The organism is Promicromonospora alba, assembly GCF_042654905.1.
Lineage (GTDB): Bacteria > Actinomycetota > Actinomycetes > Actinomycetales > Cellulomonadaceae > Promicromonospora > Promicromonospora alba.
This window is the reverse complement of record NZ_JBHSFI010000003.1, coordinates 354,412-380,197: the sequence shown is the minus strand read 5'-3', so window position 1 is coordinate 380,197 and position 25,786 is coordinate 354,412. Positions and strand designations below refer to the sequence as shown.

At 73.2% G+C, this 25,786-nt stretch carries 23 protein-coding genes; 13 read left to right on the top strand and 10 right to left on the bottom strand.

The features are described from left to right. Window positions 1-43 precede the first annotated feature (43 nt). Window positions 44-1,573, bottom strand: coding sequence for a WXG100 family type VII secretion target (locus ACFO6V_RS06960; protein ID WP_377133592.1), 1,530 nt, complete (start codon window positions 1,571-1,573; stop codon window positions 44-46). A gap of 112 nt (window positions 1,574-1,685) precedes the next feature. Then, complete coding sequence (locus tag ACFO6V_RS06955; protein ID WP_377133590.1) at window positions 1,686-2,570, bottom strand: LysR family transcriptional regulator; 885 nt, start codon at window positions 2,568-2,570, stop codon at window positions 1,686-1,688. 93 nt (window positions 2,571-2,663) lie between these two features. Here ACFO6V_RS06955 and ACFO6V_RS06950 point away from each other — a divergent pair, with 93 nt between their 5' ends. Further along, window positions 2,664-3,890, top strand: coding sequence for an MFS transporter (locus ACFO6V_RS06950; RefSeq protein ID WP_377133588.1), 1,227 nt, complete (start codon window positions 2,664-2,666; stop codon window positions 3,888-3,890). Between the two features lie 79 nt (window positions 3,891-3,969). Next, window positions 3,970-4,971 (top strand): glucose-6-phosphate dehydrogenase (coenzyme-F420), encoded by a 1,002-nt coding sequence (gene fgd / locus ACFO6V_RS06945; RefSeq protein ID WP_377133586.1) that lies wholly within the window; start codon window positions 3,970-3,972, stop codon window positions 4,969-4,971. 143 nt (window positions 4,972-5,114) lie between these two features. Here the strand turns inward: fgd and ACFO6V_RS06940 are convergent, their stop codons facing one another. Together ACFO6V_RS06940 and ACFO6V_RS06935 are read right to left on the bottom strand one after the other, a co-directional pair. Beyond that, window positions 5,115-5,768: a response regulator transcription factor gene (locus ACFO6V_RS06940; RefSeq protein ID WP_377135184.1), complete on the bottom strand. Its 654-nt coding sequence runs from the start codon at window positions 5,766-5,768 to the stop codon at window positions 5,115-5,117. Window positions 5,769-5,776: 8 nt separating this feature from the next. Continuing rightward, a complete protein-coding gene (locus ACFO6V_RS06935) occupies window positions 5,777-6,991 on the bottom strand; it encodes a sensor histidine kinase (RefSeq protein WP_377133584.1) in 1,215 nt (404 codons plus the stop codon). Between the two features lie 146 nt (window positions 6,992-7,137). Between ACFO6V_RS06935 and ACFO6V_RS06930 the strand changes: the two genes are divergently transcribed. The 4 genes from ACFO6V_RS06930 to ACFO6V_RS06915 all read left to right on the top strand — a co-directional run bounded on the left by ACFO6V_RS06930 (window position 7,138) and on the right by ACFO6V_RS06915 (window position 10,413). Continuing rightward, window positions 7,138-7,584 carry a hypothetical protein gene (locus ACFO6V_RS06930; RefSeq protein ID WP_377133582.1) on the top strand — a complete coding sequence of 149 codons (447 nt, stop codon included), beginning with the start codon at window positions 7,138-7,140 and terminating at the stop codon, window positions 7,582-7,584. After that, window positions 7,581-9,134, top strand: a complete 1,554-nt coding sequence (locus ACFO6V_RS06925) for a multicopper oxidase family protein (protein WP_377133580.1) — start codon at window positions 7,581-7,583, stop codon at window positions 9,132-9,134. Before ACFO6V_RS06930 ends, ACFO6V_RS06925 begins: the two co-directional genes overlap by 4 nt. Before the next feature lie 20 nt (window positions 9,135-9,154). Next, complete coding sequence (locus ACFO6V_RS06920; RefSeq protein WP_377133578.1) at window positions 9,155-9,844, top strand: HAD hydrolase-like protein; 690 nt, start codon at window positions 9,155-9,157, stop codon at window positions 9,842-9,844. Window positions 9,845-9,909: 65 nt separating this feature from the next. Beyond that, entirely contained in the window at window positions 9,910-10,413 is a 504-nt protein-coding gene (locus tag ACFO6V_RS06915; protein ID WP_377133576.1) for a GNAT family N-acetyltransferase, read from the top strand. Between the two features lie 30 nt (window positions 10,414-10,443). Here the strand turns inward: ACFO6V_RS06915 and ACFO6V_RS06910 are convergent, their stop codons facing one another. Both ACFO6V_RS06910 and ACFO6V_RS06905 read right to left on the bottom strand, forming a co-directional pair. Further along, window positions 10,444-10,971 (bottom strand): O-acetyl-ADP-ribose deacetylase, encoded by a 528-nt coding sequence (locus ACFO6V_RS06910; RefSeq protein WP_377133574.1) that lies wholly within the window; start codon window positions 10,969-10,971, stop codon window positions 10,444-10,446. Then, window positions 10,968-11,462 (bottom strand): GNAT family N-acetyltransferase, encoded by a 495-nt coding sequence (locus ACFO6V_RS06905; protein WP_377133572.1) that lies wholly within the window; start codon window positions 11,460-11,462, stop codon window positions 10,968-10,970. Before ACFO6V_RS06905 ends, ACFO6V_RS06910 begins: the two co-directional genes overlap by 4 nt. A gap of 198 nt (window positions 11,463-11,660) precedes the next feature. Between ACFO6V_RS06905 and ACFO6V_RS06900 the strand changes: the two genes are divergently transcribed. After that, window positions 11,661-13,640: an HNH endonuclease signature motif containing protein gene (locus tag ACFO6V_RS06900; protein WP_377133570.1), complete on the top strand. Its 1,980-nt coding sequence runs from the start codon at window positions 11,661-11,663 to the stop codon at window positions 13,638-13,640. A 152-nt stretch (window positions 13,641-13,792) separates the two neighbouring features. Here the strand turns inward: ACFO6V_RS06900 and ACFO6V_RS06895 are convergent, their stop codons facing one another. From ACFO6V_RS06895 to ACFO6V_RS06885, 3 genes are all read right to left on the bottom strand, one after another. Next, on the bottom strand, window positions 13,793-15,040 hold the full coding sequence (locus ACFO6V_RS06895; protein ID WP_377133568.1) for a DUF6596 domain-containing protein: 1,248 nt from the start codon (window positions 15,038-15,040) through the stop codon (window positions 13,793-13,795). 12 nt (window positions 15,041-15,052) lie between these two features. Then, on the bottom strand, window positions 15,053-15,433 hold the full coding sequence (locus ACFO6V_RS06890) for a YciI family protein (RefSeq protein ID WP_377133566.1): 381 nt from the start codon (window positions 15,431-15,433) through the stop codon (window positions 15,053-15,055). Window positions 15,434-15,523: 90 nt separating this feature from the next. Then, window positions 15,524-18,001 (bottom strand): DNA gyrase/topoisomerase IV subunit A, encoded by a 2,478-nt coding sequence (locus ACFO6V_RS06885; RefSeq protein WP_377133564.1) that lies wholly within the window; start codon window positions 17,999-18,001, stop codon window positions 15,524-15,526. 177 nt (window positions 18,002-18,178) lie between these two features. Between ACFO6V_RS06885 and ACFO6V_RS06880 the strand changes: the two genes are divergently transcribed. After that, a complete protein-coding gene (locus ACFO6V_RS06880) occupies window positions 18,179-18,634 on the top strand; it encodes a hypothetical protein (RefSeq protein WP_377133562.1) in 456 nt (151 codons plus the stop codon). A gap of 25 nt (window positions 18,635-18,659) precedes the next feature. Here ACFO6V_RS06880 and ACFO6V_RS06875 read toward each other — a convergent pair whose 3' ends face one another. Further along, the gene (locus ACFO6V_RS06875) at window positions 18,660-21,464 is read right to left on the bottom strand and encodes a bifunctional acetate--CoA ligase family protein/GNAT family N-acetyltransferase (RefSeq protein ID WP_377133560.1); all 2,805 of its coding nucleotides are present in this window, start codon (window positions 21,462-21,464) and stop codon (window positions 18,660-18,662) included. Window positions 21,465-21,524: 60 nt separating this feature from the next. Here ACFO6V_RS06875 and ACFO6V_RS06870 point away from each other — a divergent pair, with 60 nt between their 5' ends. The 5 genes from ACFO6V_RS06870 to ACFO6V_RS06850 all read left to right on the top strand — a co-directional run bounded on the left by ACFO6V_RS06870 (window position 21,525) and on the right by ACFO6V_RS06850 (window position 25,746). Then, window positions 21,525-22,118 (top strand): DUF5998 family protein, encoded by a 594-nt coding sequence (locus ACFO6V_RS06870; protein ID WP_377133558.1) that lies wholly within the window; start codon window positions 21,525-21,527, stop codon window positions 22,116-22,118. A 65-nt stretch (window positions 22,119-22,183) separates the two neighbouring features. Further along, window positions 22,184-23,308, top strand: coding sequence for an alkaline phosphatase family protein (locus ACFO6V_RS06865; RefSeq protein WP_377135182.1), 1,125 nt, complete (start codon window positions 22,184-22,186; stop codon window positions 23,306-23,308). 23 nt (window positions 23,309-23,331) lie between these two features. Beyond that, window positions 23,332-23,973: a thymidine kinase gene (locus ACFO6V_RS06860; RefSeq protein ID WP_357443055.1), complete on the top strand. Its 642-nt coding sequence runs from the start codon at window positions 23,332-23,334 to the stop codon at window positions 23,971-23,973. Between the two features lie 91 nt (window positions 23,974-24,064). Further along, a complete protein-coding gene (locus ACFO6V_RS06855; protein WP_377133556.1) occupies window positions 24,065-24,934 on the top strand; it encodes a transporter substrate-binding domain-containing protein in 870 nt (289 codons plus the stop codon). Further along, window positions 24,931-25,746: a hypothetical protein gene (locus tag ACFO6V_RS06850; RefSeq protein WP_377133554.1), complete on the top strand. Its 816-nt coding sequence runs from the start codon at window positions 24,931-24,933 to the stop codon at window positions 25,744-25,746. The genes ACFO6V_RS06855 and ACFO6V_RS06850 overlap by 4 nt, the downstream gene beginning before the upstream one ends. Window positions 25,747-25,786: the final 40 nt, after the last annotated feature.

The window sequence follows — 25,786 nt, the reverse complement described above, 5'->3', positions numbered from 1 at the left end:
TGAAGCGGAGCCCTGTCCGTGCGCGGCTGTCCGGTCGGAGCCGTCATTGGTTCACGTCCACGTCCCAGTTCGTCGCGAGGTCGTCCGCGATACGGCCGAGCCGGTCGGGGTTCGTCAGCCGGTACTCGGCGATGCGGTCGGACACGTCAGTCTCCAGGATGTCCCGCACCTGGCCCGGGTCGTTCGCGAGCAGCTCCTGGTACGCCGGGAGCGTGTCGGCCGTGATGTAGTCCCACCGCTGCCCGGTGTCCGCGATGTTCCCGTCCGGCAGCGGGGTGGTGACGGTGACCGAACCCTGCAGGGGGTTGTCGATGGACACGCCGGTGAACGGGATGTCCACGCCCTGCGGCCCGGGCGTCTCCACGGTCACGCTCAGCGGGGAGTAGTCGGCGAAGGTGCCGGCGCCGGGGATCGAGGCCTCACCGACCACCGTCATCATGTAGGTCATCGCCTCGCCCGTCACCGGGTGGCTCCGCATCGCGTCGTAGTCGTCGGCGATGATGTCCTGCTGCTCGCGGCGGAGCATCTCGGTGTTGCCCTCGGTGACACGCTCGGGGTCGCCGGAGGCGATGTCCGCCCAGGCGTCGTAGGCCCGCTCGTCGATGGCGCCCGACTCGTACATCTTGTCGATCTCCGCCATGCCGCCGTGCTCGTAGGCGGCGTGCATCGAGGCCTGGTCGCGGAAGATCTCCTGCTGCATCGCCAGGAAGCTGGTCTCGTAGTAGCGCAGCTCCTCGTCGGTCATCGCGGCGACCTGCTCGATGAGGGCACCGGCCGGGAGGCCGTTGGGCAGGTGCTGGAGCACCTCGCCGCCGACCTCGAAACCCTGCGCGATGTCGCGGAACAGGGCCAGGTCGAGGAACCCGGCGGCGAACGACGGCCCGATCATCGCGGCCATCCCGGCCCACTGCAGGTCGGGGTTCTCGAGGTAGAGCTGCGCGTAGTACTCGTAGACGGCCTCGATGTTGTCGCGGTTCGCCTGCGCCCCGAGGGTGGGGTCCCAGGCGCGGTAGTCGATGCCGGCGTCCTGGGCGGCCTGCCGGGTCCAGTGCGTGGTGGCGACCAGGCGTGCGTCCGGTCCCGGGTACAGGCCCTGCTCCTCCATCGCGGCCAGGAGGTCGGCGATCTGCTCGTCGCTCGCGGTCTTGAGCCACTCCTGCCGCTCGGCGTCCGAGAGGTCGGTGTACTCGTCAGGGGTGAGGGGAGTCGTGGTGACCTGGGCAGGCGGTCCGCCCGCCGGACCTGCCGCGGTGGCGACGGTGGGTCCGCCGGCAGGGCCCGTGCTGCTACCCCCGGCGATCCCGGCGTCCTCGCTGGTCTGTTCCTGGCTGTCGGCGTTCCGGTCCAGCGCGTCACCGGCCTGCATGAGCGTGTCGATGGCCGCGGACAGGTTCGCGCGGTGTCTCTCCGACCACTCCGCGCGGAACTGGTCGCCGCCCGGGCCGAACCAGTCCAGGCCGTCCATCAGCGCGTCCACCTGTGCGCGCGCGGCCTCGAGCGTCTGAGTGTTGTCCCGCACGGCGGTCGCGAGGGCCCTCAGCTGGGCGACGTCCGCGCCCCACAGCTCGCCCATGGGTATCCCCGCTCCGCCGGTCCGCCGCGTACCGGTGATCCGGTAGGCGCTTGGCCGGTTCTCCGGCAGGCTGAAACGTAGCCGGACACGGTCAGGTGCGCCAGGGGTAGAACTACCCACCGGCCGCCGTCAGCCGGTGCAGCAGCGCCAGCGCGGCCTCGACCGGGCGCGTGGCGCGCGGCCGGCTGACGGAGTGCAGCGAGAAGGGGACCGCCGGGTCCAGGGGCCGGGTCACCGCGTCCGGCGTGGGGCGCAGCACGAAGGTGGGCACCACGGCGACGCCGAGCCCGGCGGCGACGAACCGTGAGACCAGCCCCATGTCCGGGCTCTCGACGACGACGTCCCGGCGCAGCCCGCGCGCGGCCAGCAACCGCTCGACGACCACCCGGTGGCCGAACCCGGGCGGCCCGTCGACGAACGGCTCGCCGACCAGCTCGGCGAGCGAGAGGCTGTCGCGCCGCGCCAGCTCGTGGGTCTCGGGGACCACGGCCACGAGCTCGTCCACGAGGATCTCGTGCGTGCGCAGGCCGTCGAGGTCGGCGAGCGGCAGCCCGGTGATCGCGAGGTCGAGGCGGCCGGCGCGCACGTCGTCGGCCAGGCCGGTGGAGCCGGTGGGGGACGCCACGACGCTGAGCGTGACCCCCGGATACAACTCGTGGAACCGCCCGGCGAAGGCAGGGGCGTCGACCACGTCGGAGTTGGGGAAGACGCCGAGGCGTAGCCGCCCGCGCAGCCCGCTCTCGGCCGCGGCCACCACGTCGAAGACGCGGTCCACGGACTCGATCGCGGCGCGCGCCTCGGGCAGGAGGGCCCGCCCGGCGTCGGACAGCTCGACCCGCCGGGTGGTGCGGACGAAGAGCGTGGCACGGACCTCGCGCTCGAGCGTGCGCACGCCCGCGGACACCGCCGACTGGACGGTCTGCAGCCGCTGCGCGGCGCGCGTGAAGCTGCCCTCCTCCGCGACGGCGATGAAGTACTCCAGGTGCCGGGTGTCCATCTGTCGAGTATCGGGCATATATCGCGGACGGCGATAAGCGTGATCGGAATGATTCGCTTGTGTCGATCAATGGGGCGGTCGCAGACTGCGGAGGTGACCACCGCGCGCTCTGTCTCCGCACCCGCCGCTCGACCGACCTTCGCCGGCCCGCGCCGCCACGGCGCCGGCTTCTGGCTCACCGGCGTCACGTTCCTGCTGCTCATGGCGTTCGCCGCGGTGCCGAGCCCGCTCTACACGCTCTACGCGGCCCGGGACGGGTACGGCCCGTTCACGGTCACGGTGATCTTCGCGGCGTATGCGGTGGGGGTCATCGCGAGCCTGTTCTTCGTGGGGCACCTGAGCGACCGGGTGGGCCGCCGTCCGCTGATCCTGCTCGCCGTGACGCTGGAGCTCCTGGCCGCCGTGGGCTTCCTGGTCCGGGACGACCTGGCGGGTCTGCTCGTGGCCCGTGTGGTCTCGGGCGTCGGGATCGGCGCGCTGACCGCCACGGCCACCGCGTACCTCGCGGAGCTCGACGGCGCCAGCTCCCGGCCGGCGCCGGGACGTGCCGCCGTCGTCGCCACCGTGGCGAACCTGGGCGGGATCGGCCTGGGGCCGGTCCTGTCCGGGCTGCTCGCGGAACCGTCCGCCCACCCGCTGGTGGTCCCGTACGCGGTGTTCGGGGTAGCCATGGCCGTGCTCCTGGTCGCCACGCCGTTCGTGCCCGAGACCGTGCTGCACCGGCCGGGGCTGCGGCCCTACCGGCCGCAGCGGGCGGCGATCGGCAGCGAGGTGCGCGGCCGGTTCCTGGCCGGCGCCGTCGGCGCGTTCACCGGGTTCGCCGTCCTCGGCCTGTTCAGCTCGGTCGCGGCGTCGTTCGTCCGCGACGAACTAGGGCAGCCGTCCCTGATCGTCGCGGGCGCCGTCGCGGGGACGCCGTTCCTGGCCGGCGCGCTCGGCCAGACCCTCCTGGCCGCCGGCACGCAGCAGGTCCAGCTCCGATGGGCGGCGGTCCTCATCGTCGCGGGGCCTGCCGCGCTGTTCGGCGGCGTCGTCCTGGCGTCGACGTGGCTCTTCGTGGCGGGTGGTGTGCTGGCCGGCGGGGGCGCGGGGCTGCTGTTCAAGGCGGCCCTCGGCCGGACGGCGGCCATGGTCGCGCCCCAGGAGCGGGCGGAGGCGCTGGCGCTCATCTTCCTCGTCGCCTACACCGGGCTGGTGGTCCCGGTGCTCGCGGTCGGCGTCGGCCTGGTGTACCTGCCGGCGGCGATGGTCCTCGGCGTCTTTGCGGTGCTGGTCGCGCTGGCCGGCGGGTGGTCGGCGTCGGCGATGAGGCGTTCCTGATCGGGCGGCTGACCAGGACGGATGTGACGTGCGCGACGCGGGGGTTCGCCGGGCGGCGATCGAGCGTAGGGTCTCAGATGTGACTCTGAAGATTGGGTACAAGGCCTCCGCCGAGCAGTTCGGGCCGCGCGAGCTGGTTGAGCTCGCAGTACGCGCCGAGGAGGTGGGACTGGACAGCGCGATGGTCTCCGACCACTTCCTGCCGTGGCGGCACGAGGGTGGCCATGCGCCGTCGGCCCTCGCCTGGCTCGCCGCCGCGGGGGAGCGCACCTCGCGCATCCAGCTCGGCACGAGCGTGCTGACCCCGACGTTCCGCTACAACCCCGCCGTGATCGCGCAGACGTTCGCGAGCCTGGCGCTGCTGACCGAGAACCGCGTGATCCTCGGCGTCGGGACGGGCGAGGCCCTGAACGAGATCGCCGTCTCGGGCCGCGAGTGGCCCGAGTTCAAGGAGCGGTTCGCGCGGCTGCGCGAGGCCGTCCAGCTCATGCGGGCCCTCTGGACCGAGGACAGCGTGGACTTCAAGGGCGACTACTTCGAGCTGGTCGGCGCCCAGATCTACGACCGGCCCGAGAACCCGGTGCCCGTCTACGTCGCGGCGGGCGGACCGCTCGTGGCCAAGTACGCCGGGCGCGCGGGCGACGGCTTCATCTGCACCTCCGGCAAGGGCATGGACCTGTACACGGAAAAGCTTCTGCCCGCTGTCGCCGAGGGCGCGGCCAAGGCGGAGCGCGACGTCGCGCAGGTCGACAAGATGATCGAGATCAAGATCTCGTACGACCGCGACCCGGCCGCGGCGCTGGAGAACACCCGGTTCTGGGCGCCCCTGTCGCTCACCCCGGAGCAGAAGCACAGCGTCACCTCGGCCACCGAGATGGAGCAGCTGGCGGACGAGCTGCCGATCGAGCAGGTGGCGAAGCGCTGGATCGTCGCGTCCGACCCGGAGCAGGCACTCGAGCAGATCAAGCCCTACGTCGACGCCGGCCTGAACCACCTCGTGGTGCACGGCCCGGGTCAGGACCAGGAGCGGTTCCTCACCCAGTTCAGCGAGGACGTGCTGCCGCGCCTCAAGGCGCTCTGACCCCGGCCCACCCGGACGAGATCCGTGCGCCCCCACCCGCCCCACGACTAACCCTCCGTTGAGTGCTGGGTATTTGCGCGGTCGAACCGTTTCGATCCCACAAATACCCAGCACTCAACGGGGGGCGGGGGCTTGGACAGGCGTCACGGCCGCACGAGCCCCGTCTCGTAGGCCAGGATCACCAGCGCCGCGCGGTCCCGGGCGCCGAGCTTGGCGAGCAGGCGGCTCACGTAGGTGCGTGCGGTGGCCGGGCTGAGGTAGAGCTCGCGGGCGATCTCGTCGTTCGTCAGCCCCCGGCCCAGCTGCTGCAGCACCTCGCGCTCGCGTTCGGTGAGCCCGGCGAGCCGGCGTTTGTCGGCCCGGGGCGCCGGGGCGGCCGCGACCGCGCGCAGCACGGTCGCCGTCACCCCCGGGTCGAGCAGCGACTCGCCCGCCGCGACCACACGGACGGCGCGGCGCAGCTCCGCAGGCGCGACGTCCTTGAGCAGGTAGCCGGCGGCGCCGGACCGGATCGCCTCGAAGACGTGCTCGTCCTCGTCGAACGTGGTCAGGATCAGCACCCGCACGCCCGCCAGCGCGGGGTCGACGACGATCTCCCGGGTGGCGGCCAGACCGTCCAGGCGCGGCATCCGGATGTCCATGAGCACGACGTCGGGCCGCAGCTCCCGCACGCGGGAGACCCCGGCCCGCCCGTCGGCGGCCTCCCCGACGACGGCGATGTCGCCCTCGCTCTCCGCCAGGGCGCGCAGCCCCGCGCGCACGAGCTCCTGGTCGTCCACCAGGACTATCCGGATCAGTGGGCCGGTCATGCTTCTCCCGTCTCCAGCCGGAGGGGCAGGTCGGCGGTCACCACGAACCCGCCGCCGGGCGCGTCGCCCGCGGTGAGGGCACCGCCGAGCAGGGCGACGCGTTCGCGCATGCCCGAGATCCCAGTGCCGGGCACGAGGCCCGGGCCGGCGCCGCGGCCGTCGTCGGCCACCCGGAGCGCGAGGCGCCCGTCGGTGACTCGCACGGAGACCGCAACGTGCGTGGCGGCGGCGTGCCGCAGCACGTTGGTCAGCGACTCCTGCACGATCCGGTAGGCGGCGGCGTCGATGGCGCCGTCGAGCAGCCCGGGCGGCACGTCGAGGTCGACGTCGACGGCGAGCCCGGCCGCGCGCGCCGAGTCCGCCAGGGCGCCGACGCCGGTCACGCCGGTCGGCGCGACGTCGGGCCCGGCCCCGGACGACGGGGCGCCGGACGCCCCGGCCTGCGCCAGCGCGTCCGCCGGCCCGCGCAGCAGCCGGACCGTCGACCGCAGCTCGTGCAGCGTGCCCGACGTCGCCTCGCGCACGTGCCCGAGCGCGCGCCGGGCCGCGTCGTCGTCCCGGCCGACGGCCTCGGCGGCCACGCCGGAGTGCAGGGCGATCACCGACAGGTTGTGCCCGACGACGTCGTGCAGGTCCCGGGCGATGCGCAGGCGCTCCGCCTGCAGCCGCTGCTCCGCGGCCCGCGCCTCGTGCCCGCGCGCCTCCCCCGAGAGGCGGACGGCCACCCCGAGCGCGATCGCCGCCGCGACCAGCGCGACGTCGGTGACGAGCTCGTACGGCGCCAGGGCCTCCTCGGGCGTGTTGCCCACCGTCCGGTAGTACGTCGCGACACCGACCAGCGTGGCGCCCGCGCCGACCGCCCAGCCGGTGCGCCGCAGCTCCGCCGCCGAGTAGATCGCCGCGACCGCGGGCAGTGCCGTGCCGATGGGCGCGAACTGGAGCGCGTAGTAGGCGAACACGCCCAGCACCGTCAGCACGAGCATGGTGCGCGGCGCTCTGCGCCGCAGCAGGACCAGCGCCCCGAAACCCACCGCGAACAGGTACGCCCCCGGGCCCGCGTGCCGCACGGCATCGGGGTCCGCGGCGATGACCACGGCGACCACCAGGGCCATGGCCAGCGCCAGGACGACGTCGGTGACACGCGGGTCAACGGTTCGCGGGTCGACGGCGTGCGGTTCGGCAGCTCGCGGGGCGGCGCTCGGTTCGGACACACCGTCACCCTACGGACGGGTCGGCCCTGAGGCATCGCCCCGGAGCCCTCCGGCCGCGAACTCAGGGTTTGTGTCGCCTCCGTGCGACACCAGCAGACGATCCAGGGCCGATGTGGGACGGGTGCCCCGGCGGGCACCGTCGAGGCATGACATCTCAGCACCTTCCCCCTCAGCCCCCGCCCCGGCCGCAGCCCGCGCCGGAGGCACCCGCCGTCCCGTGGACGGTGGTCGCCGGCCTCTCCGCGCTGGCCCTGCTCTGGCCGCTGACCGGCCTCACCGGCGTGCTCGGCACCGGCGCGCCCCGGGCGTTCGCCGTCATCGGTATCACCGCCGCCGTGTGGATCGGCGCCGTCGGCCTGGGCCGCGTGCCCCGGCCCGTGCTCACCCTCACGCTGACCGGCCTGGCCTACGGGCTCGTCGGCGTCGCGCTGGGGCAGCTCGTCCCGGCGCTCGCCGGTCTCGGCGGACCGGGCGGCTCGGGTGTCGAGCCCGCGTGGACCATCGTCCCGGCGCTGCTCGTCGACAGCTTCGTTGGTCTGCTCGCGGGCCTGGTCGCGGCCGGCGTGCAGCGCCTGCGCGGGGCCGGCCGATGAGGCGGGCCGGCGCCCTGGCGGCGGGTCCCGCCGCCCTCGCGCTCGTCCTCGCGCTCGCCGGCTGTGGCATGGTTCCCGGCTCGGTCACGCCAGTCGACGAGGCGGAGTTCACGAACGAGCTCGCCATCCCGCCGCTGGCGCCGTCGCGGGTGGTGGACGGCACGCGGGTCTTCGAGCTGACCGCGCAGGAGGGCACGACGGAGTTCCGGCCGGGCGTCCAGACCGAGACGTGGGGTTTCAACGGCTCCTACCTCGGGCCGACGCTGCGTGCCGAACGCGGTGAGCGGGTCGCCGTCGAGTTCACGAACGAGCTCGGCGAGCGGACCAGCGTGCACTGGCACGGCATGCACCTGCCCGCCGCGATGGACGGCGGGCCGCACCAGGAGGTCGAGCCGGGCGCCACCTGGCGCCCCACCTGGGAGATCGACCAGCCCGCGGCCAGCCTCTGGTACCACCCGCACCCGCACGGCGTCACGGAGGAGCACGTCTACCGCGGCCTCGCGGGCATGTTCCTCCTGGACGACGACGCCTCGCGCGCCGCCGCCCTGCCGCAGGAGTACGGCGTCGACGACGTCCCCGTGATCGTGCAGGACAAGGTGTTCGACGACGACGGCCAGCTCGAGCTCGAGGACAACGGCAGCGAGCCCGGCACGCTCGGCGGGACCGTCCTGGCCAACGGCACGGTGGGCGCGTACCACGAGGTCACCACCGAGCGGGTGCGGCTGCGCCTGCTCAACGGGTCGACCGCGCGGACCTACCAGCTCGGTTTCCAGGATCGGGACATGGAGCTCGTCGCATCCGACGGCGGGCTGCTCGACGCGCCGGTGACCCTCGAGCAGGTGCGGCTCGCGCCGGGCGAGCGCGCCGAGGTCGTCGTCGAGATGGAGCCGGGGGAGACGACGCGCCTGCACTCGTTCGAGGCGGACCTGGGCGGCGTCGTCGTCCCGTTCGCGATGGGCGGCAACGACGCGTTCGACGTGCTGGAGCTCCGGGCCGCCGACGAGCTCACGCCGTCACCGGAGCCGGCCTGGGAGCCGTCGGTCCACGCCGCGCAGGACGCGCTGCACGAGGACTCCGCTGCGGTGACGCGCACGTTCGACCTCGACGACCGTCAGATCAACGGGCGCCGGATGGACATGGGCCGCATCGACGAGGTCGTCTCCGAGGGCGACACGGAGATCTGGGAGGTGCGCAGCATCGTGCCGATGCCCCACAGCTTCCACGTGCACGACGTGCAGTTCCGCATCCTGTCCGTCGACGGCGACGCGCCGCCGCCCGAGCTGGCCGGACCCAAGGACACCGTGTACCTCGAACCGAACCGCACCTACCGGCTGCTCATGCGGTTCGACGACTACACCGACCCCGACGTGCCCTACATGTTCCACTGCCACATGCTGCTGCACGAGGACGAGGGGATGATGGGGCAGTTCGTCGTCGTCGGACCGGGACAGGAGGCAGGCACGCCGCCCGATGGCCACGGGGGCGGGCACGGAGGCGGGCACGGCGATGCGCACGGCGGCGACGCGGACACCCACGCGGCGCACCACTGAACGTGTGGCACGCTCGGGCGGTGACCCTCACCCTTCCCCGCCGCATCACGCACGTCCTGCTCGACCTCGACGGCACCCTCACCGACTCGGCCCCCGGCATCATCGCGTCCCTGCGCGTCGGGTTCGCCGACGCCGGGCTCGCCGTCCCCACCGACGCCGTCCTGCGGACCTTCGTCGGGCCGCCGCTGGGCGCGAGCATGACCGGCATCGGGCTGTCCGACGCCGACGCGGGCGCCGCGATCGCCGCCTACCGCCGCGACTTCGAGGTGCACGGCATGTTCGACAACTCCGTCGTCCCCGGCTTCCCGGATGCGCTGACGGAGCTGCGCGACGCCGGGGTGACGCTCCTGGTGGCCACCGCCAAGCCGGAGCACTACGCACGGCAGATCGTCGAGCACTTCGGGCTCGACCGCTACCTGGAGGGCGGGCTCGACGGCGTCCACGGCGCCGCGGGCGAGGCGGCCGGGCTCGTGGAGGGCAAGGAGGTCGTCGTGGAGCGCGCGCTGGCGCACGCGGTGGCCCTCGGCGCCGACGTCGGGCAGACGGTGATGGTGGGCGACCGCGAGCACGACGTGCACGCGGCCGCCCACCACGGCGTCCCGACCGTCGGCGTGACCTGGGGCTACGCGGCACCCGGCGAGCTGGAGGCCGCCGGTGCCGCGGCGCTCGCGGCGACGCCGGCGGAGCTGGCCAAGCTGCTCACGAGCTGATTCGCCCGCACCTGACCCGCGGAATGCGCTGGACGATCTGCGCGGCGCCCCGTAGAACGTCGACTGTGACCACCACGCACGACACCTGGACCGTCGGCCCCGAGCCGTTCGACTCGCCCGACGCCGTCGCCCTCTGGCGTGAGTGCTACACGCACCTGAGTGACAGCTGGTACCTGCTCAAGGAGAACCGTCGCACCGACCCGGAGGAGCTGGAGCGAGAGATTGCCGCCGATCCGGGCAGCGAGTTCGTGGCGCCCCGAGGCGCGCTGGTCGTGGCCCGCCGCGACGGTGCGGCGGCGGGCATGGCCGGCGTCCGACTGCTCGACGACGAACGGGCCGAGCTGAAGCGCGTCTTCCTGCGCCCCGAGTTCCGGGGCACGGGCGCCGCCGCCCGCATCGTCGGTGCGGCCGAGGACCAGGCCCGACTGCTCGGGGCGACCCGCATGGTCCTGGACGTCCGTACCGACTTCGTCGCGGCACGAGCGCTGTACCAGCGGCTCGGCTACTCCGAGATCGAGCCGTACACGTTCGGCCAGTACGCGGAGCACTGGTTCGGCAAGGCGCTCTGAGCGGCGGATCCCGCGCGCGTCAGGTCGTCGTCATGCCGCTCCGAGCGCCTCGTCGAACACGTCCCGCAACCGCTCGTCGAGCACCACGAACCGCACGTCCTGCGGACTGGCCTCCGGATGCTCGGCGAGCCAGCCGCGACAGGTCATGACGGCGATGCGTGCGACGTCGGTGACGGGCCAGCCGTAGGCACCCGCGCTCACTGCCGGGAAGGCGATGGACCGCACGTCCAGCTCGGCGGCGACGTCGAGCGAGCGGGCGAAGCACGACGCGAGCCGGGCCGGATCGTCCTGGCCGCGGTGCAGGTTCGGCCCGACGGTGTGGATCACCCACGAGGCCGGCAGGTCGAACGCCGGGGTGGCGACGGCGTCGCCCACGTCCAGGCCGTCCCGGTGGGTGGTGTTGCGCAGTCGACGGCACGCCTCGAGCAGCCGTGGCCCGGCCGCGGCGTGGATGGCGCCGTCGACCCCGCCGCCGCCCAGGAGCATGGAGTTCGCGGCGTTGACGATCGCATCCGCCTCCACGCGGGTCAGGTCACCGATCTCGACGGACAGTGTCATGAGTGTGCTCCCGATGGGCTGGCTGCTGTGCTGACAGGTGTGGTGGTCGGTGTGCCGGCGGAGGTGCCTGCTCCGCGGCGCGGGCGTTCCATCCAGGAGTACTGCGGGTCGACCGGTACCCAGCCGAACTGCTCGTAGAGGCCACTGGCGTCAGCGGTCGCGAGGAGCGTGCGACGCAGACCGAGCGGCTCGAGCTCCGCGACCACGCCCGCGACCAGGAGCTTGCCGACGCCCTGGCCACGCACCGCCGGGTCGACGACGACGTCGGCGAGCCAGGCGAACGTCACGCCGTCCGTCACGACGCGCGCGAACGCGACCTCCTCGCCCGTGTCGCTGCGGTAGACGCCGTAGGGCCGCGAACCCGCGATGGCGGCGTCCATCACCTCGCGGGAGCGGCCCGTTCCCCAGTAGGTGTCGGCGATGAGCTCGTGCACGCGGGCGGGATCGATGCGGGCCGGGTCGGTCGAGAACTCGTAGGTCGGGTCGTTCATGGTCCGGAGTCAACCACTGGTCACTGACACCGGCCGAGGGAAATAGTGCTCCGCAACCACAAGTCCTCATCTCTGACGCGGGTGGCGGAAGGCCCGGGTGGATGTCAGTGGTCGAGGCTAGAGTCGAACGCGTGTCCGTAGAAATGGCACAAACAGTTAGCCTTATGAACCACGTGACCCGGATGAGGAGTGTGCTGCATGCGCGAGGGACTGTCTGACGACGGCATGGCGGGCGCGCTCCTCGACGAGCCTGCCGTGGACCACCAGGTCTGGGATCAGGGGCGGGACACGGGTGCGGGGTCGGTGCCGGACGAGATGCCGGATCCTGGACCCGACTGGCCCCCGGAGGCCATTCCCGTGTTCCTGTGGCCGGAGGAGATCCTGCGACAGGCACTGCGCGGTGCGCCGGGCCCACGGTTGGCGCGGGTGGTGGCCGAGGCGATCGACCTGGCCGGCAACCTCGACCCCGACCACGACACGCACGCGGGCCCGCTGGCCGATCTGTCCGACGACACCCTGGGTGACCTGATGGTCGCGTGCGCCCGGATGCAGTCCTGGTCTGCGGGCCTGCAGGCGAGGATCGTCGCCGAGCGTGCCGCGCGGGAGAGTCACCCGTTGGCACACAACTCGCTGGTCGGACAGGTCACCAGCGAGCTGGTCGTGACCGAGCCCGAGGCCGTGGAGGTCGTGGTCCGGGCCGAGTCCGGTACCCAGCACCCCACCGTCATCAATGCCTTGGTGGCCGGCCGTATCGACGTGCGTAAGGCACACACCCTGCTGCGGTCCGCGTCCCAGCTCACGGTGGCCGAACGCGTCGAAGCCATCGGGAAGTACCTGCCGCAGGCGCCGCGGCGGACGTGGAAGTGGCTGCAGGCCCGGATGCTCGCGTTCGCCAAGAACCGGCACGGCGCCGCTGCCACCGCCAAAGCGGAGACGGCCCGCCGCAGTGTGCAGGTGGACCGGGCGGAGAACGACATGGGCTGGCTGTCCGCGTACCTGCCCGCGACCGACGCAGCGGCAGTCTGGGGCGTCATCGACGACATGGCCCACCAGCTCCGCCACACCACCGGCGAGGACCGCACCTTGGGACAACTCCGTGCCGACTCCCTGACCGGCATCATCACCGGCCGCATCCTGCCCGCTGACCGTTTCACCGACACCGACACCGACACCGAGACCGAGACCGAGACCGAGACCGAGACCGAGACCGAGACCGAGACCGAGACCCAGACCAGCCAACACGCCGACGCGGACACCAGCCCGGACACCAGCCCGGATACCAGCCCGGACGCCAGCCCGGACGCCAGCCCGGACGCCGGCTCGGACGTCGCGGGGGTGGTCACCGCGAGCGACACGAGCGCGCAGACCGGCACAACTGCCGGTGCCGGGGCGCCTGACGCCACAGGCGGGCCGGTATGCACCTGCGGCGGCAAGGCACCCGTCCAGGAGATCGTCGTGGAGCAGATCGTGCGGCCGGTGCGGATCACGCCCACCCGACCTGTGGTCCGGGTCACGATCCCCGCCACCGCGCTCCTCGGCCTGGACGACGCCCCAGGGCACCTGGCGGGGTTCGGCCCCATCCCGGCCGAGACCGCACGGATCATCGCGCAGGACGCGACCTGGCAACGCCTGCTCACCGACCCCGTCACCGGAATCCTGACCGACTACTCCACCACTACCTACCAACCCGGCAAAGTCCTCCGCGCAGCCATCGAAGCCAGAGACGAGACCTGCACCTTCGGCTGGTGCGACACCGCCGCCGGCAGATGCGACCTCGACCACATCCGACCCTTCGACCACCACAAGAACGACAGCCCCGTCGGCGACGGCAACAGCACCGGTGGTGCTCCCGGGCAAACCCGCGCGCAGAACCTGCAACCCCTGTGCCGCAAGCACCACCTGCTCAAGACCCACGCTGGGTGGGGTGTCGTCCGCGACCCCCAGACCGGGATCACCACCTGGACCACCCCGACCGGACGCACCCACACCCGACCACCCACCGTCCTGGACACTCACGTCGAGCTGGGCCAGATCGACCCCGACACCAGCAACGACCTCACCTTGCGCGCCCTCACCGGCCGACGCCTACCCCGCCCCTACCAGACCACCGAACCCGGAGCCGTACCCAGCACCGACGAACCCACCGGCGCGAGCGACCCCGACGACCCACCCTTCTGACGGGCCCCGCATCGACGTCATCGAGCCGAGGACCCATCCAGTCCAGAGCTCAGAGAGCTCGCCAGCCAGATAGTCCCGAGCCCGAGCGAGCCCCGGCGCCAGAGGCGGCAGCCCCGGGTGACTGACCACGACCCCGCTCGGCACGTTCGCAACTACCCGGCGTACCGACGGCAGAACTCCCGCAGCGGTCCGGCCGGGATCACGTCCAGCAGCTCTCTGTAGCGGCCGGCGGACTCATCGGTCCGGCCGGTGCGCCGGGCGAGGTCGGCCAAGGCGAGGCTCGCGTCGCGGGCGGCGTACGGCGGACCGTCCGCGACCAGGTCCTCGAGCTCGTGCTCGATCTGGCTGAGGTCGTGGCCGTCGCGCATCGCCATCCTGCCGAGCACGACGAGGCGTGCCACGCGCGTCGCGGGGGACGGCCAGACCTGCAGCAGTGCGTCGTAGAGCTGGGCCAGGCGGGACCAGTCCGTCCCGGCCTCGTCGCGGACCGAGGCATGTACGCCAGAGATCGCGGCCTCCAGCGCGAAGCGGCCGGGCCCGCCTGGCCCGCCAGGCATCCCCGTGCGCACGATCGCAGCCGTGGCGTCGTCCAGGCCCGCCGACAGGAGCCACTGGTCCCACGCCGAGCGGTCCACCTCGTCGAGGGGGAGCGCGACGCCGTCGCGCACGCGGCCCGGACGCCGGGCCAGGCCGAGGCGGCACACGGCGCGCAGGCCGAGCACCTCGGGATCCTCCGGGTACTCCGCGACGAGCGCCTCGGCGAGCGTCAGCGCGTCGCGGGCCGGGTCCTGCGTGGCGTCGGCGGGCTCGATCCCGTCCCGTTGCCCCACGGTGAACAGGCCCGCGACGCACGCGAGCACGACGGGCAGCCGCGCGGCTCGCGCGGCGCGGTCGGGCACGGCGAACTCGCCGCGCGCCCTGGCCAGCGCCGACTTCGCGCGGGTGAGCCGTGCCGCCGCGGTCGCCTCCGCGATGCCGAGGTGGGCAGCGATCTGCCGGATGGTGAGACCGCAGACCACCCGCATCGCCAGGACGAGCTGGGCGCCGGAGGCGAGCGCGTCGTCGCACGCGACGAAGAGCAGCGCGAGCCGGTCGTCGAGGTCGCCGCCGGGCGCGCCCGGGCCGGTCGGCACGTCCACGGCGGCCACCTCCGGGCGAGCGATCTGGGGCTGGAGCCGTGTGAACACCGCCTGATGGCGCACCGCGTCGAGCCACGTCCGGCGCCCGACCTGGACGCACCAGGCGACCAGGTCGTCGATGGCGCCGTCGGGCTGGGCCGCGGCCCGCGCGAACGCCTCCGCGGCGTACTCCTCACCGGAGTCCAGGCTGCGCGTCGTCACGGCGAGCGACCGCACCACCTGAGGCCAGGCGGTGCGGAACGCCGCGGGGTCGATCGGCACTGAGCGGTGCCCCTAGGAACCGAAGTCGTGGACCTTGCGCCACTCGATCACGTTGCCGGTGGGCACGAGGGCCGCGATCTTGCGCGCCGTGGCCTCGTCGCACTCGAACTGGTAGAAGCCGGTGATGACCTCGTTGGTGTCGGTGAACGGCGCGTCGGTGTAGACCGGCTCGGCGCCCTCCTTGCCGGGCGCGACCCACCCGCCGTACTTCGCGTTCTGCAGAGCGGCGGCGCCGACCATCTTGACGCCGAGCTCCTCGACGGCCTGCATGAAGCGCCCGTGCGCCGCCATGTCCGGGTCCTCGGAAGGGTCTCGCCCCTTCAGGTTCTCCGGAAGGTAGGCGTCCGAGTCCCAGTCGTTCTCGCGGATCAGGAAAACCCAGCTGTCAGTCATGTCGAGCTCCTCGTTACTGGAATGTTGACACGCCTTGGACGGGCGAGCGACGCCAGAATCGACAGCCTCGACAGAACCAGTTCCGCCGGGTCAGCCGATCACCGCGATCGGAACCGAGATCGGGGTCCCGGACCCGTCGCGCCGCTCGTCCACCTCGGGCAGCTCGACCGGCTGGCCGCCGGCGCCGAGTGCCCGCGGGGGAGTAGCACCCACCCAGGCCAGGATGAGCCCGTCCTCGCCCTTGAGCAGCCGCTGCGACCGCACACCGCCCGTCGCGCGCCCCTTGCCCGGGTACAGCGAGAACGGCGTCACCTTGCCGGCGCCCGGCTCGATCCCCGGCAGTGCGTCGCCCGCCCCGGCGATGGTCACCACCGTGGCGTCGACCCCGGCCGGGACCGCGCCGAAGAACACCACCTTCCGGTCCGCGGCCAGCTTGATACCCGCCATGCCGCCCGCCGCACGCCCCTGCGGACGCACGGCCGAGGCCGGGAAGTGCAGCAGCGACGAGTCGTCGGCCACGAAGACCAGCTCGTCGTCGTCGGACACGACGGCGGCGCCCACCACGGTGTCGCCCTCCTTGAGCGCGATCACCGGCCACTCGTCGCCCTTCGCGGGGGCGTCCGACGGCGCTATCCGCTTGACGATGCCCTGCGCGGTGCCGACGGCGATGGTCGGCGCGTCCGCGCCGAGCGCGGTCACGGCCCGCACGGTCTCGCCGGGCTGCAGCTCCACGAGCTCGCTGACCGGGATACCGCCGGACAGCGACGGCGCGCCGTCGGTCGGCGGCAGCGAGGGCAGGTCGAGCACGGAGATGCGCAGCATGCGGCCGGCCGACGTCACCAGGCCGACCTGACCGCGGGTCGTCGCGGCGGTGTCGCCCCGCAGGGCGTCGTGCGCCGCGCGGTTGCCCTCGCGCGACACCGGGACGTCGTCCGGCAGACGGGCCAGCAGGCCCGTCGCGGACAGCACCACGCGGGTCGGGAGGTCCTTGATCTGCAGGTCGATGGGCTCGACGGTCTTCTTGCGCCCGTTCGCCGGGGCCTCGGCCACCGAACCGACGGACCCGCCGGCGGAGTCGAGCAGCACGGTGCGGCGCGGCGTGCCGTACGTCTTGGCCACCTCGCTCATCTCGGTGCTGACGACGCGGCGCAGGAGCTTCTCGTCGCCGAGGATCTGCTCCAGCTCGGCGATCTCGCGGCGCAGCTCCTCGGCCTCCTTCTCCAGCTCGATGCGGGAGAACTTGGTGAGGCGGCGCAGCTGCAGGTCCAGGATGTACGACGCCTGGGGCTCGGACAGGTCGAAGACCTCGCGCAGGCGGTCGCGGGCGATGCCGGCGTCGTCGGACGACCGGATCACCTGGATGACCTCGTCGATGTCGACGATCGCGACGAGCAGGCCGTCCACCAGGTGCAGCCGCTCGAGGCGCTTGTCCAGGCGGTACTGCGACCGGCGCCGGACCACCGAGATGCGGTGGTCTACCCAGACCCGCAGCATCTCGACCAGGCCGAGCGTGCGCGGCTGGCCGTCGACGAGGGCCACGTTGTTGATGCCGAACGAGTCCTCGAGCGGCGTGACGCGGTACAGCTGCTCCAGCACGGCGTCGGGGTCGAAACCGGTCTTGACCTCGATGACGAGGCGCAGCCCGTGCGTGCGGTCCGTGAGGTCCTGCACGTTGGTGACGCCCTGGATGCGCTTGGCCTTGACGCCGTCGGCGATCTTCTCGACGACCTTCTCCGGGCCCACCAGGTAGGGCAGCTCCGTGATGACGATGCCCTTGCGGCGCGGGGTCACGCTCTCGATCCGCGCGGTGGCCCGGGTGCGGAAACTGCCGCGGCCGGTGCGGTACGCGTCGCGCACACCCTCCAGGCCGACGATCTTGCCGCCCGTCGGCAGGTCGGGACCCGGGACGAACCGCTGCAGGTCCTCGAGCGTGGCCTCGGGGTTCTTGATCAGGTGCTGCGCCGCGGCGACCACCTCGACGAGGTTGTGCGGAGCCATGTTCGTGGCCATCCCGACCGCGATGCCGGACGCGCCGTTGACCAGCAGGTTCGGGATCGCGGAGGGCAGCACCTCGGGCTGGGTGAGCTTGTTGTCGTAGTTCGGCACGAAGTCCACGACGTTCTCGTCGAGCCCCGTGGTCATCGCCATCGACGACGCCGCCAGGCGTGCCTCCGTGTACCGGGGCGCTGCGGGACCGTCGTCGAGCGAGCCGAAGTTGCCGTGCCCGTCCACGAGCGGGAGCCGCAGCGAGAAGCTCTGCGCGAGCCGCACGAGGGCGTCGTAGATGGGGGCGTCACCGTGCGGGTGGAGCTTTCCCATCACCTCGCCCACCACACGCGACGACTTCACGTGCGCGCGGTCGGGACGCAGCCCCATGTCCGACATCATGTAGAGGATGCGGCGCTGTACCGGCTTGAGGCCGTCGCGCGCGTCCGGGAGGGCCCGCGAGTAGATGACGGAGTAGGCGTACTCGAGGAACGAGGCCTCCATCTCCGAGGCGACGTCGATGTCCACGACCTTCTCGTGGATCTCGCTCTCGTCGAGCGGCTGCGACGGCTTGCGCGCCATGGTTCGTGGGGCTCCTGGAATCTGGGGGTGGATCGAACAGGCAAACGGTACCCCGCGCCGCCGACACTCAGGCCGCTCCCACTCCGGCGAGCACGCAGGCGGGCACCGTGCGGACGTCCAGCCAGGTCACGGCGTGAGCATGTGCACATTCCCCGCTACACCTGGCACTATTCAGCCATGCCCGAAATGCCGCTGCTCAGCAGGTCGACCACCCTGCCGGGCTGGCTGGTCCGCATCGGGCTGGCCTACGGCGTCGCGGGGCTCAGCGTGGTGCCCGTCATGGTGCTGGGCGCCCTGGTGACCTGGTGGATGCAGTCCTGGCAGTGCGCGGAGCAGGAGTGGGGCTGCCTCGAGGAGGGCATCACCATGTGGGCGGGCCTCGCGGTGGTCGCCGCCGTGCTGCACGTCGTCATCTCGATGCGGGTGGGGCTCGGCGTGGTGCACGGCCTGGTGGTCGTCGCGGTGGCCGCGGTGTCGGCGAACATCGCCCCCGCGCCCGGCGCGTGGCTGATGCTCGCGACGGGACCGGCGGTCGCCGCGATCCTCACCGCCTCGGGCCCGAACCGGCGTCAGCGCCTGGTGCTCGTGGGCTTCGCCGTGATGCTGCTCGTCGGCATGGTGCTGATCCGCTGATCCCCGGCTACCCCGGCAGACCGCACTAGCCCGGCAGCGCCCGCCGCGGCGCGTCCGTCCGGCGCTCCGCCGGCCGCAGCCGGATCGTCGCGTGCAGCACCGCCGCCCCGCGCTCCGCGACGGCGACGGGGTACAGCTCCAGGGACGCCAGCTCCGGCAGGTCCTCCGCCATGACGGAGACCCGCGCCAGCACGTCCTCGAGCGCCGCGACGTCGGCGGCGGGCGCACCCTGGTAGCCGAAGAGCCGCGGGGCCGCCCGGACGCCGCGCACCATGCGCGCCACGTCGACGTCGGTCAGGGGCGGCACGCCGTGCGTCACGTCGTCGAGCAGGTCGACGGCGTCGCCCGCCAGCCCGAAGGACACCACCGGGCCGAACAGCTCGTCCTCGACCGAGCGCACCACGCACGCCACGCCGGTGGGCGCCATCGCCTGCACCTCCAGCACCGGGTCGGGCGCCGGGAGCAGGGACGCCGCCGCCGCGAGCATCCGCTCGGCGTCCTCCCGCAGGTCCTCGGCGTCGGCGATGTCGAGGCGCACGCCACCGAGGTCCGCCCGGTGCCGCAGCGCGGGCGCCGCGATCTTGAGCGCCACCGGCCAGCCCAGCTCCTCGGCGGCGGTGACTGCATCGGAGGCCGTGCGCACGCTCCGGGAGCCCCACAGGGTGAGGCCGTAGCAGGCCAGCAGCTCGGTGGCGGTCGCCTGGTCCAGGACCGCGCCGGCGGGCTCCTGGGTCAGCAGGGACTCCACGAGCGTGCGCGCCTGGGCCCGCGCGGCGCCGTCAGACATCCCCTCCCGCAGCGCCGGCCGCACCGGCGTGCCGTGGTCCTGGGTGCGCCACTGCGCGTAGCGCACCACCGCGCCGAGGGCCCAGACGGCGTCCTCGGGCGTCGAGAACGCGGGGATACGGACGTCGCCGGAGGCGAGCTCGTCGGGCATGCCGTGCAGGCCCAGCGCGCTGACGACGGTGGTGCGGCCGGTGCGGGCCGCGGCCTCCGCGACCGCGCGTGCTATCGCGTCGGTGCGCGGCAGCACGACGGGCACGGACACCACGACCACTGCGTCGCACGCCCCGGGTGCGTACAGGGCGTCGACGGCGGCGGCGATCTCGTCGTCGGGCGCCCCGGCCGACAGCGGGTCCGGCGGCCCGACGACGGTGAGGCCCGCCGCGGCGACGGCGTCGGCCACGAGCGCCGCCAGCGACGGCGAGCTCGCGAGGATCCCCACCCGGCCACCGGTCGGTAGCGGCTGGTGCGCCAGCACCTGGGCGACGTCCATGAGCTGGTGCGTGTTCTCCGCGCGGATGACGCCGGACTGCCGCAGCACCTCGTCGAGCATCCGCCGCGGCGCGCGCGTGGCGCGCACGGTGTGCCCGGGCGGCACGACGCTCCCGTGGCGGCCCGCCACGACCACGATCACCGGCTTGACCTGCGCCAGGCGCCTGGCGATCCGCGAGAACTTGCGGGGGTTGCCGAGCGTCTCGAGGTACAGGCAGGCGACGTCGGTGTGCGGGTCGTCCTGCCAGTACTGCATGACGTCGTTGCCCGACACGTCGGCCCGGTGCCCCGCCGAGACGAGCGTGGAGAGCCCGAGGCCGCGCCGCTTGACCGTCTCGGCGGCCGTGACGGCGACGGGCGAGCTCTGGCTGAACAGGCCCACGCGGCCGGGCTTGGGGGCGGTGAGCGCGAGGCTCGCGCGCAGGCTCGCGCCGGGCACGTTCGTGAGCAGGCCGTAGCTCGCCGGGCCCACCACCCGCATGCCCTCGGCGTGCGCGGTGCGCAGCAGCTCGCGGCGGCGGGCGACGCCGTCGGGCCCCGCCTCCGCCCATCCTGCCGACAGGACGACGACGCCGCGCGCACCCGTGCCGCGCAGGCGCCGGACCGTGTCGATCACCTCGTCCGGGGGTGCGGCGACGACCGCGAGGTCGACCTGGGCGTTCTCGCCCGACCCGTTGTCGCCCAGCCCACCGTTGCCGAGGTCCGCCCAGGTCACGTCGTCGCCCAGCACCAGCAGCTCGGTGTCGCCGGGACCGGCGGCGTGCGCCTCGCGGACGCGCGCGGCGAGCAGCTCGTCGACGGTGCCGCCCTGCGAGGGGCCGACCAGGAGCACGCGCCGGGCCGAGAGCAGACCCTGCATCGAGCGCGCCTCGGTGCGGTGCTCGCGGTCCGCCATGACCTCGCGGGACCGGTCGGTGGGGTCGAGGTCGACCGAGACCGTGACGACGCCGTCGTCCAGGTGCTGCTCGACGGCGTAGCCGGCCTCCCGGAACACGCCGAGCATCGCCCGGTTCTGGGGCAGCACCTCGGCGATGAACCGGTGCACGCCCCGCTCGCGCGCCGCGGCGGCGATGTGCTCCAGCAGCACGGACCCCAGGCCCTGCCCCTGGAGCGCGTCCGCGACGTTGAACGCGACCTCGGCGGTGCGCCGTCCGGGCCGGTCGTCGATGACGTCGTAGCGCGCGACGCCGATGATGTCCTCGGCCACGTCTCCGGCCAGGTCCTCGGCCCGGTCCGCGGCGTCGGCCTCTGGCGCGGAACCCGGGCGGACGGCGACCAGCGCCGCCCGGCTGACGTGGTCAACGGTGACGAGCTGGGTGAGCATGCGGTCCGGGATGCGCTGCAGCGCGGCGAAGAACCGGAGATAGGTCGAGCGCTCCGACTGGGCCATCTGGAAGCGCTGGAGCGCGTCGGCGTCCTCCGGGCGGATGGGGCGCACGTGCGTCGTGGAGCCGTCGCGCAGCACCACGTCGGCCTCCCACTCGACCGGGTACTCCGTCGAGTAGGGCAGGCGCACCGTGCCCACTCGCTGGTCGGCCCGTTCTGGCTGGTCCACGGGACCAAGGCTAACGACCGCCGCAGCGCGTGTGGACCTGACCGCGGCCCGGATGGGATGATGCCAACCGTGTCCCATGCCCCTACCGATGCCCGTGACGACCTGACCGCCCATCTGCACCGGGCCGGCTACTACCCGGAGCTCGTCGCGGACGTGCTCTCCGTTGCACTAGCCGACGAGGAGGTGGTGGCCCACCTCGTGCAGGCCGAGACCACCTTCGACTCCGAGGTGCGCAGGCATCTCACGGTCCTGGTACTGACGCCGACCCGCCTGGTCACCGCGCACGTGGACGACCACGCGGGGGAGGACCCGGAGCGGCCCGGATCGGCGTCGGCCACGACGGAGGTCGTGCCGGTGCGCGAGATCCGTTCGGTGGCGCTCACGCACGTGATCGCGGACCCGGAGCGGTACCCGAAGCGCGCATCGACGCGTGAGGTCACCCTCGCGATCGGCTGGGGCGCGGTGTCGCGCGTCGACCTCGAGCCCGCCACGTGCGTGGACCCGAACTGCACCGCCGACCACGGCCTGACCGGCCAGGTCACGCCCGACGACGTCGTGGTCCGCGTGTCCAGCGAGGCCGAGGGCGACGCCGCGGTCCGCGCCGCAGTCGGCTTCGCGCGCGCCCTGTCCCGGGCGACGTCCGCGCCGAAGTGACCCTGCTGAACCTCCCCGACGGCCTGGTCGCGCCGTCCTACGACACCACGAGCCTCGCCGCGGTCATGCCCGCCGTGGCGGGCGCCCTGGGCCACGACCTCACCACCGCCACCGGCCTCACCTCGGGCGGCTGCCGTACGGCCCTCGGCCTGCCCGACGCCGACCGCGTGGTCGTCGTCCTGGTCGACGGGCTCGGCATCCGCAACCTCGCCGAACGCGGCGGGCACGCGCCGTTCCTGCGCGGGCTCCTGCGCGAGCGGGACGAGCCCGCCGCGACGCTCACGTCGAGCTTCCCCTCGACGACGGCGGCGGGTCTGAGCACCTTCGGCACGGGCACCGCCCCGGGCCGCACCGGCATGCTCGGCTACACGCAGCGCAACCCTGCGACGGGCCGGCTGGCGTCCCTGGTGCAGTGGCGGGAGCTCGGTGACCCGGCCGACCTGCAGCGCGAGCCCACGGTCTTCGAGACCCTCGCCGCGGCCGGCGCGCGGGTCACGGCGCCCGGCCCGGGCAAGTTCGCCGGCTCCGGCATGACGCAGGCCGCGCTGCGCGGCCCGGCCTACGTCGCCGCCGAGACGTTCGAGCAGCGGGTCGACGCCACGGTCACCGCGCTGCGGCAGCCCGGCGAGGCGCAGCGCCTCGTCTACCTGTACCAGGGCGACGTCGACAAGACGGGGCACGGCCACGGCTGGGACTCGTGGCAGTGGGGCGACGCGCTGGAGTCCACGGACCGCGAGCTGAGCCGGCTGATGCGCAGCGTCCCCCGGGGCACCCTCGTGGTGGTCACCGCGGACCACGGCCAGATCAAGGCCGACCTGACCACCCAGTGGGACGTCGCGTCCGACCCGGCGCTGAAGCCCGGCGTCGCGCTGGTCGGGGGAGAGCCGCGCGCCCTGCACGTCTACGCCGACCAGGGCACCGACCCGGCAGACGTCGCGCGGCGGTGGGCCGAGCGGCTGGGCGAGCACGCGGTCGTCCTGCTGCGGGACGACGCCGTGGCGGGCGGCTGGTTCGGACCGGTCGCCGAGCACGTGCTCCCGGCGATCGGGGACGTGGTGGTCGCGATGACCGGCGCCGCCACCGTCGTCGACTCGCGCGTGCACTCCGCGAACGCGCGCGCCCTGCCCGGCGTGCACGGCTCGCTGACGCCGCACGAGATGCTCGTCCCCCTGCTCACGGCAGTCGCGTGAGCCGAGACCTGAGGTAAGGAACAGTGGCCGAGCTCGTCTTCTTCTCCGGGACCATGGACTCCGGGAAGTCCACCCTCGCCCTCCAGACGGACCACAACTATCGCGCCCGCGGGCGCGAGGGGCTGATCTTCAGCCGTGGCGACCGGGCGGGGGAGGCCAGGGTGTCCAGCCGGCTGGGCCTGGAGGTCGCTGCCCACGAGGTGACCGACGACACCGACTTCTGGGTGGAGATCAGCGGCCGGCGCGCCGGCGGCGAGGCGGTCGACTACCTCGTGTGCGACGAGGCGCAGTTCTACTCGCCCGAGCAGGTGGAGCAGCTCGCCCGGCTCGTCGACGAGATGGAGATCGACATCTTCGCGTTCGGCATCACCACCGACTTCCGCACCCGGCTGTTCCCCGGCTCCGCCCGGCTCATCGAGCTCGCCGACCGGATAGACGTGCTCCAGGTGCAGTCCCTGTGCTGGTGCGGCGCTCGCGCCACGCACAACGCGCGCACGGTCGACGGCGCGATGGTCACCGAGGGCGAACAGGTGGTGATCGGCGACGTCGGCCCGTTCGAGTCCGCCGACGTCGCCTACGAGGTGCTCTGCCGCCGCCACCACATGCGCCGCATGACTGCGCTCACCGCGCGACGGCGGTCGGCCGACGAGTCGCTCTGGGGCTGATCGGGGCGGCCCCGCCGACGCACCCGTTCGCCACGCGCACAAATCACCTCGATGATGTGGTGCAAATCGCTCAAATGATATTTTGTCGCTCATGGCGACGGCCGGCAGGCGAGCCCTCATCGCATTCATGTGTGTGGCGACGCTCGTCGTCGCGAGCGGATGCGGCCCGGACCCCGAGTCCGAGACGCACGAGGAGTGCGCATCGCTCCTCGGCGTGCAGGGACGAGTCGTCATCGGGATGCACAGCGACCAGCCCGGGCTGAACTTCCAGCAGACCGACTCCACGCGCGGCGGGTTCGACTACGACCTCGCCCAGTGGCTCGGCAGCTACTGCGGGCTGAACGTGGTCGAGCAGAACCTCGGTACCACGCAGCGCGAAGGCGAGCTGCAGGACGAGGACGGCGCGGACATCGTCATCGGCAGCTACTCGATCACCGACGAGCGCAAGGAGGACATCTCCTTCGCCGGCCCGTACATGAAGACGAAGCAGGGCGTGATGGTCCGCTCGGACTCCGGTATCGAGTCCGCCGCGGACCTCGCGGGCAAGAAGGTCTGCGCGGCCCGGAGCAGCACCTCGTGGAGCCAGATGAACGAGAACCTCGCGGGCATCGTCGCGGTCCAGGAGGAGGGGTTCGGGGTCTGCACCCAGAAGCTCCTGGACGGCACTGTCGACGCGGTCTCGACCGACCAGCTCCTCCTGTACGGCTACGCCGAGGAGTTCGGCAGCCTGCGGGTGCTGCCCGACGAGCAGTTCGGCAACGCCGAGCTCTACGGCATCGGGATCGACCACGGCGACGCCGAGCTGTGCGCGTTCCTGAACGACGCCATCCTGGAGGCGCTGATCAGCGGCTGGTGGGTGCAGACCTTCGAGAACAACTTCCCCGACTACCTCGACCCCGCGGACTTCAAGCCCGACGACGGGGACCTCACCGAGTGCCCCGACCAGGACGCCGAGCCGTGACCGGACCTGGCGACCCGGCGCTCCCGGCGCTCGCGGCCGAACGGTCCGCGCAGCCGCGCAGCCGGCGCGGCGACCTCACCATCTTCGTCGCGGGCGGCGTGGTCTGCGTCGTCGCCTTCGTCCTGGAGCCGTCGGACGGCCGGTCGACCATCGACGCCGCGGCGATGCTCCTGAGCTACGTGAGCATCTGCCTCGCCGTGCGGCAAGGGGTCCAGGAGATCCAGACCCACCGCGCCGGCGACGACGCACCCGGCTGGTGGAGCCGGTTCGTCGCCGTCCTCGCCGCGCGGCCGAGGTCCACCGTCGCGGGCCTGGTCGTCATTCTCGCCGCCGCGACGTACCTGACGTGGTACTACACCTCGGCGTCCTCGATCCCCGTCACCGGGGACATCCGCGTGACCGCCGAGTCCGCGGAGCCCGCCGACGGCGGTCCGCCCGCCGGCCTCACCGACTGCTACGTCGACGGTGAGCGCCGCACCGAGGAGGGCACCGGCGCCCCGGCCGCCGTCTGCACCCAGCTCCGGATCAGCCTGCCGGGCGACCCGCCGCAGCGGGGCCACGTCACGTTCCTGCCCGTGCTGCACAACCCGGCGGCCACCGGGTCCTGCGTCGCCGGGGCCGAGATCGTCCTGACGCCGGTCGTCGACAACGTCCCGCGCGCCGCGGTCAGGGGCTCGTCGGGCCGGCCTGTCGACGTCCCGATCGGCGGCGGCACCAGCGCCGTGCACGTCCTGGCCGAGGTCGACCAGCGGCACGACGACCTGGCGTGCAGCGTGTCGCTGACCGTGACGCGGGCAGTGCTGCACGACTGACGCTGCAACGACTGAGGCCGCACGACCGAGGCCGCACGAC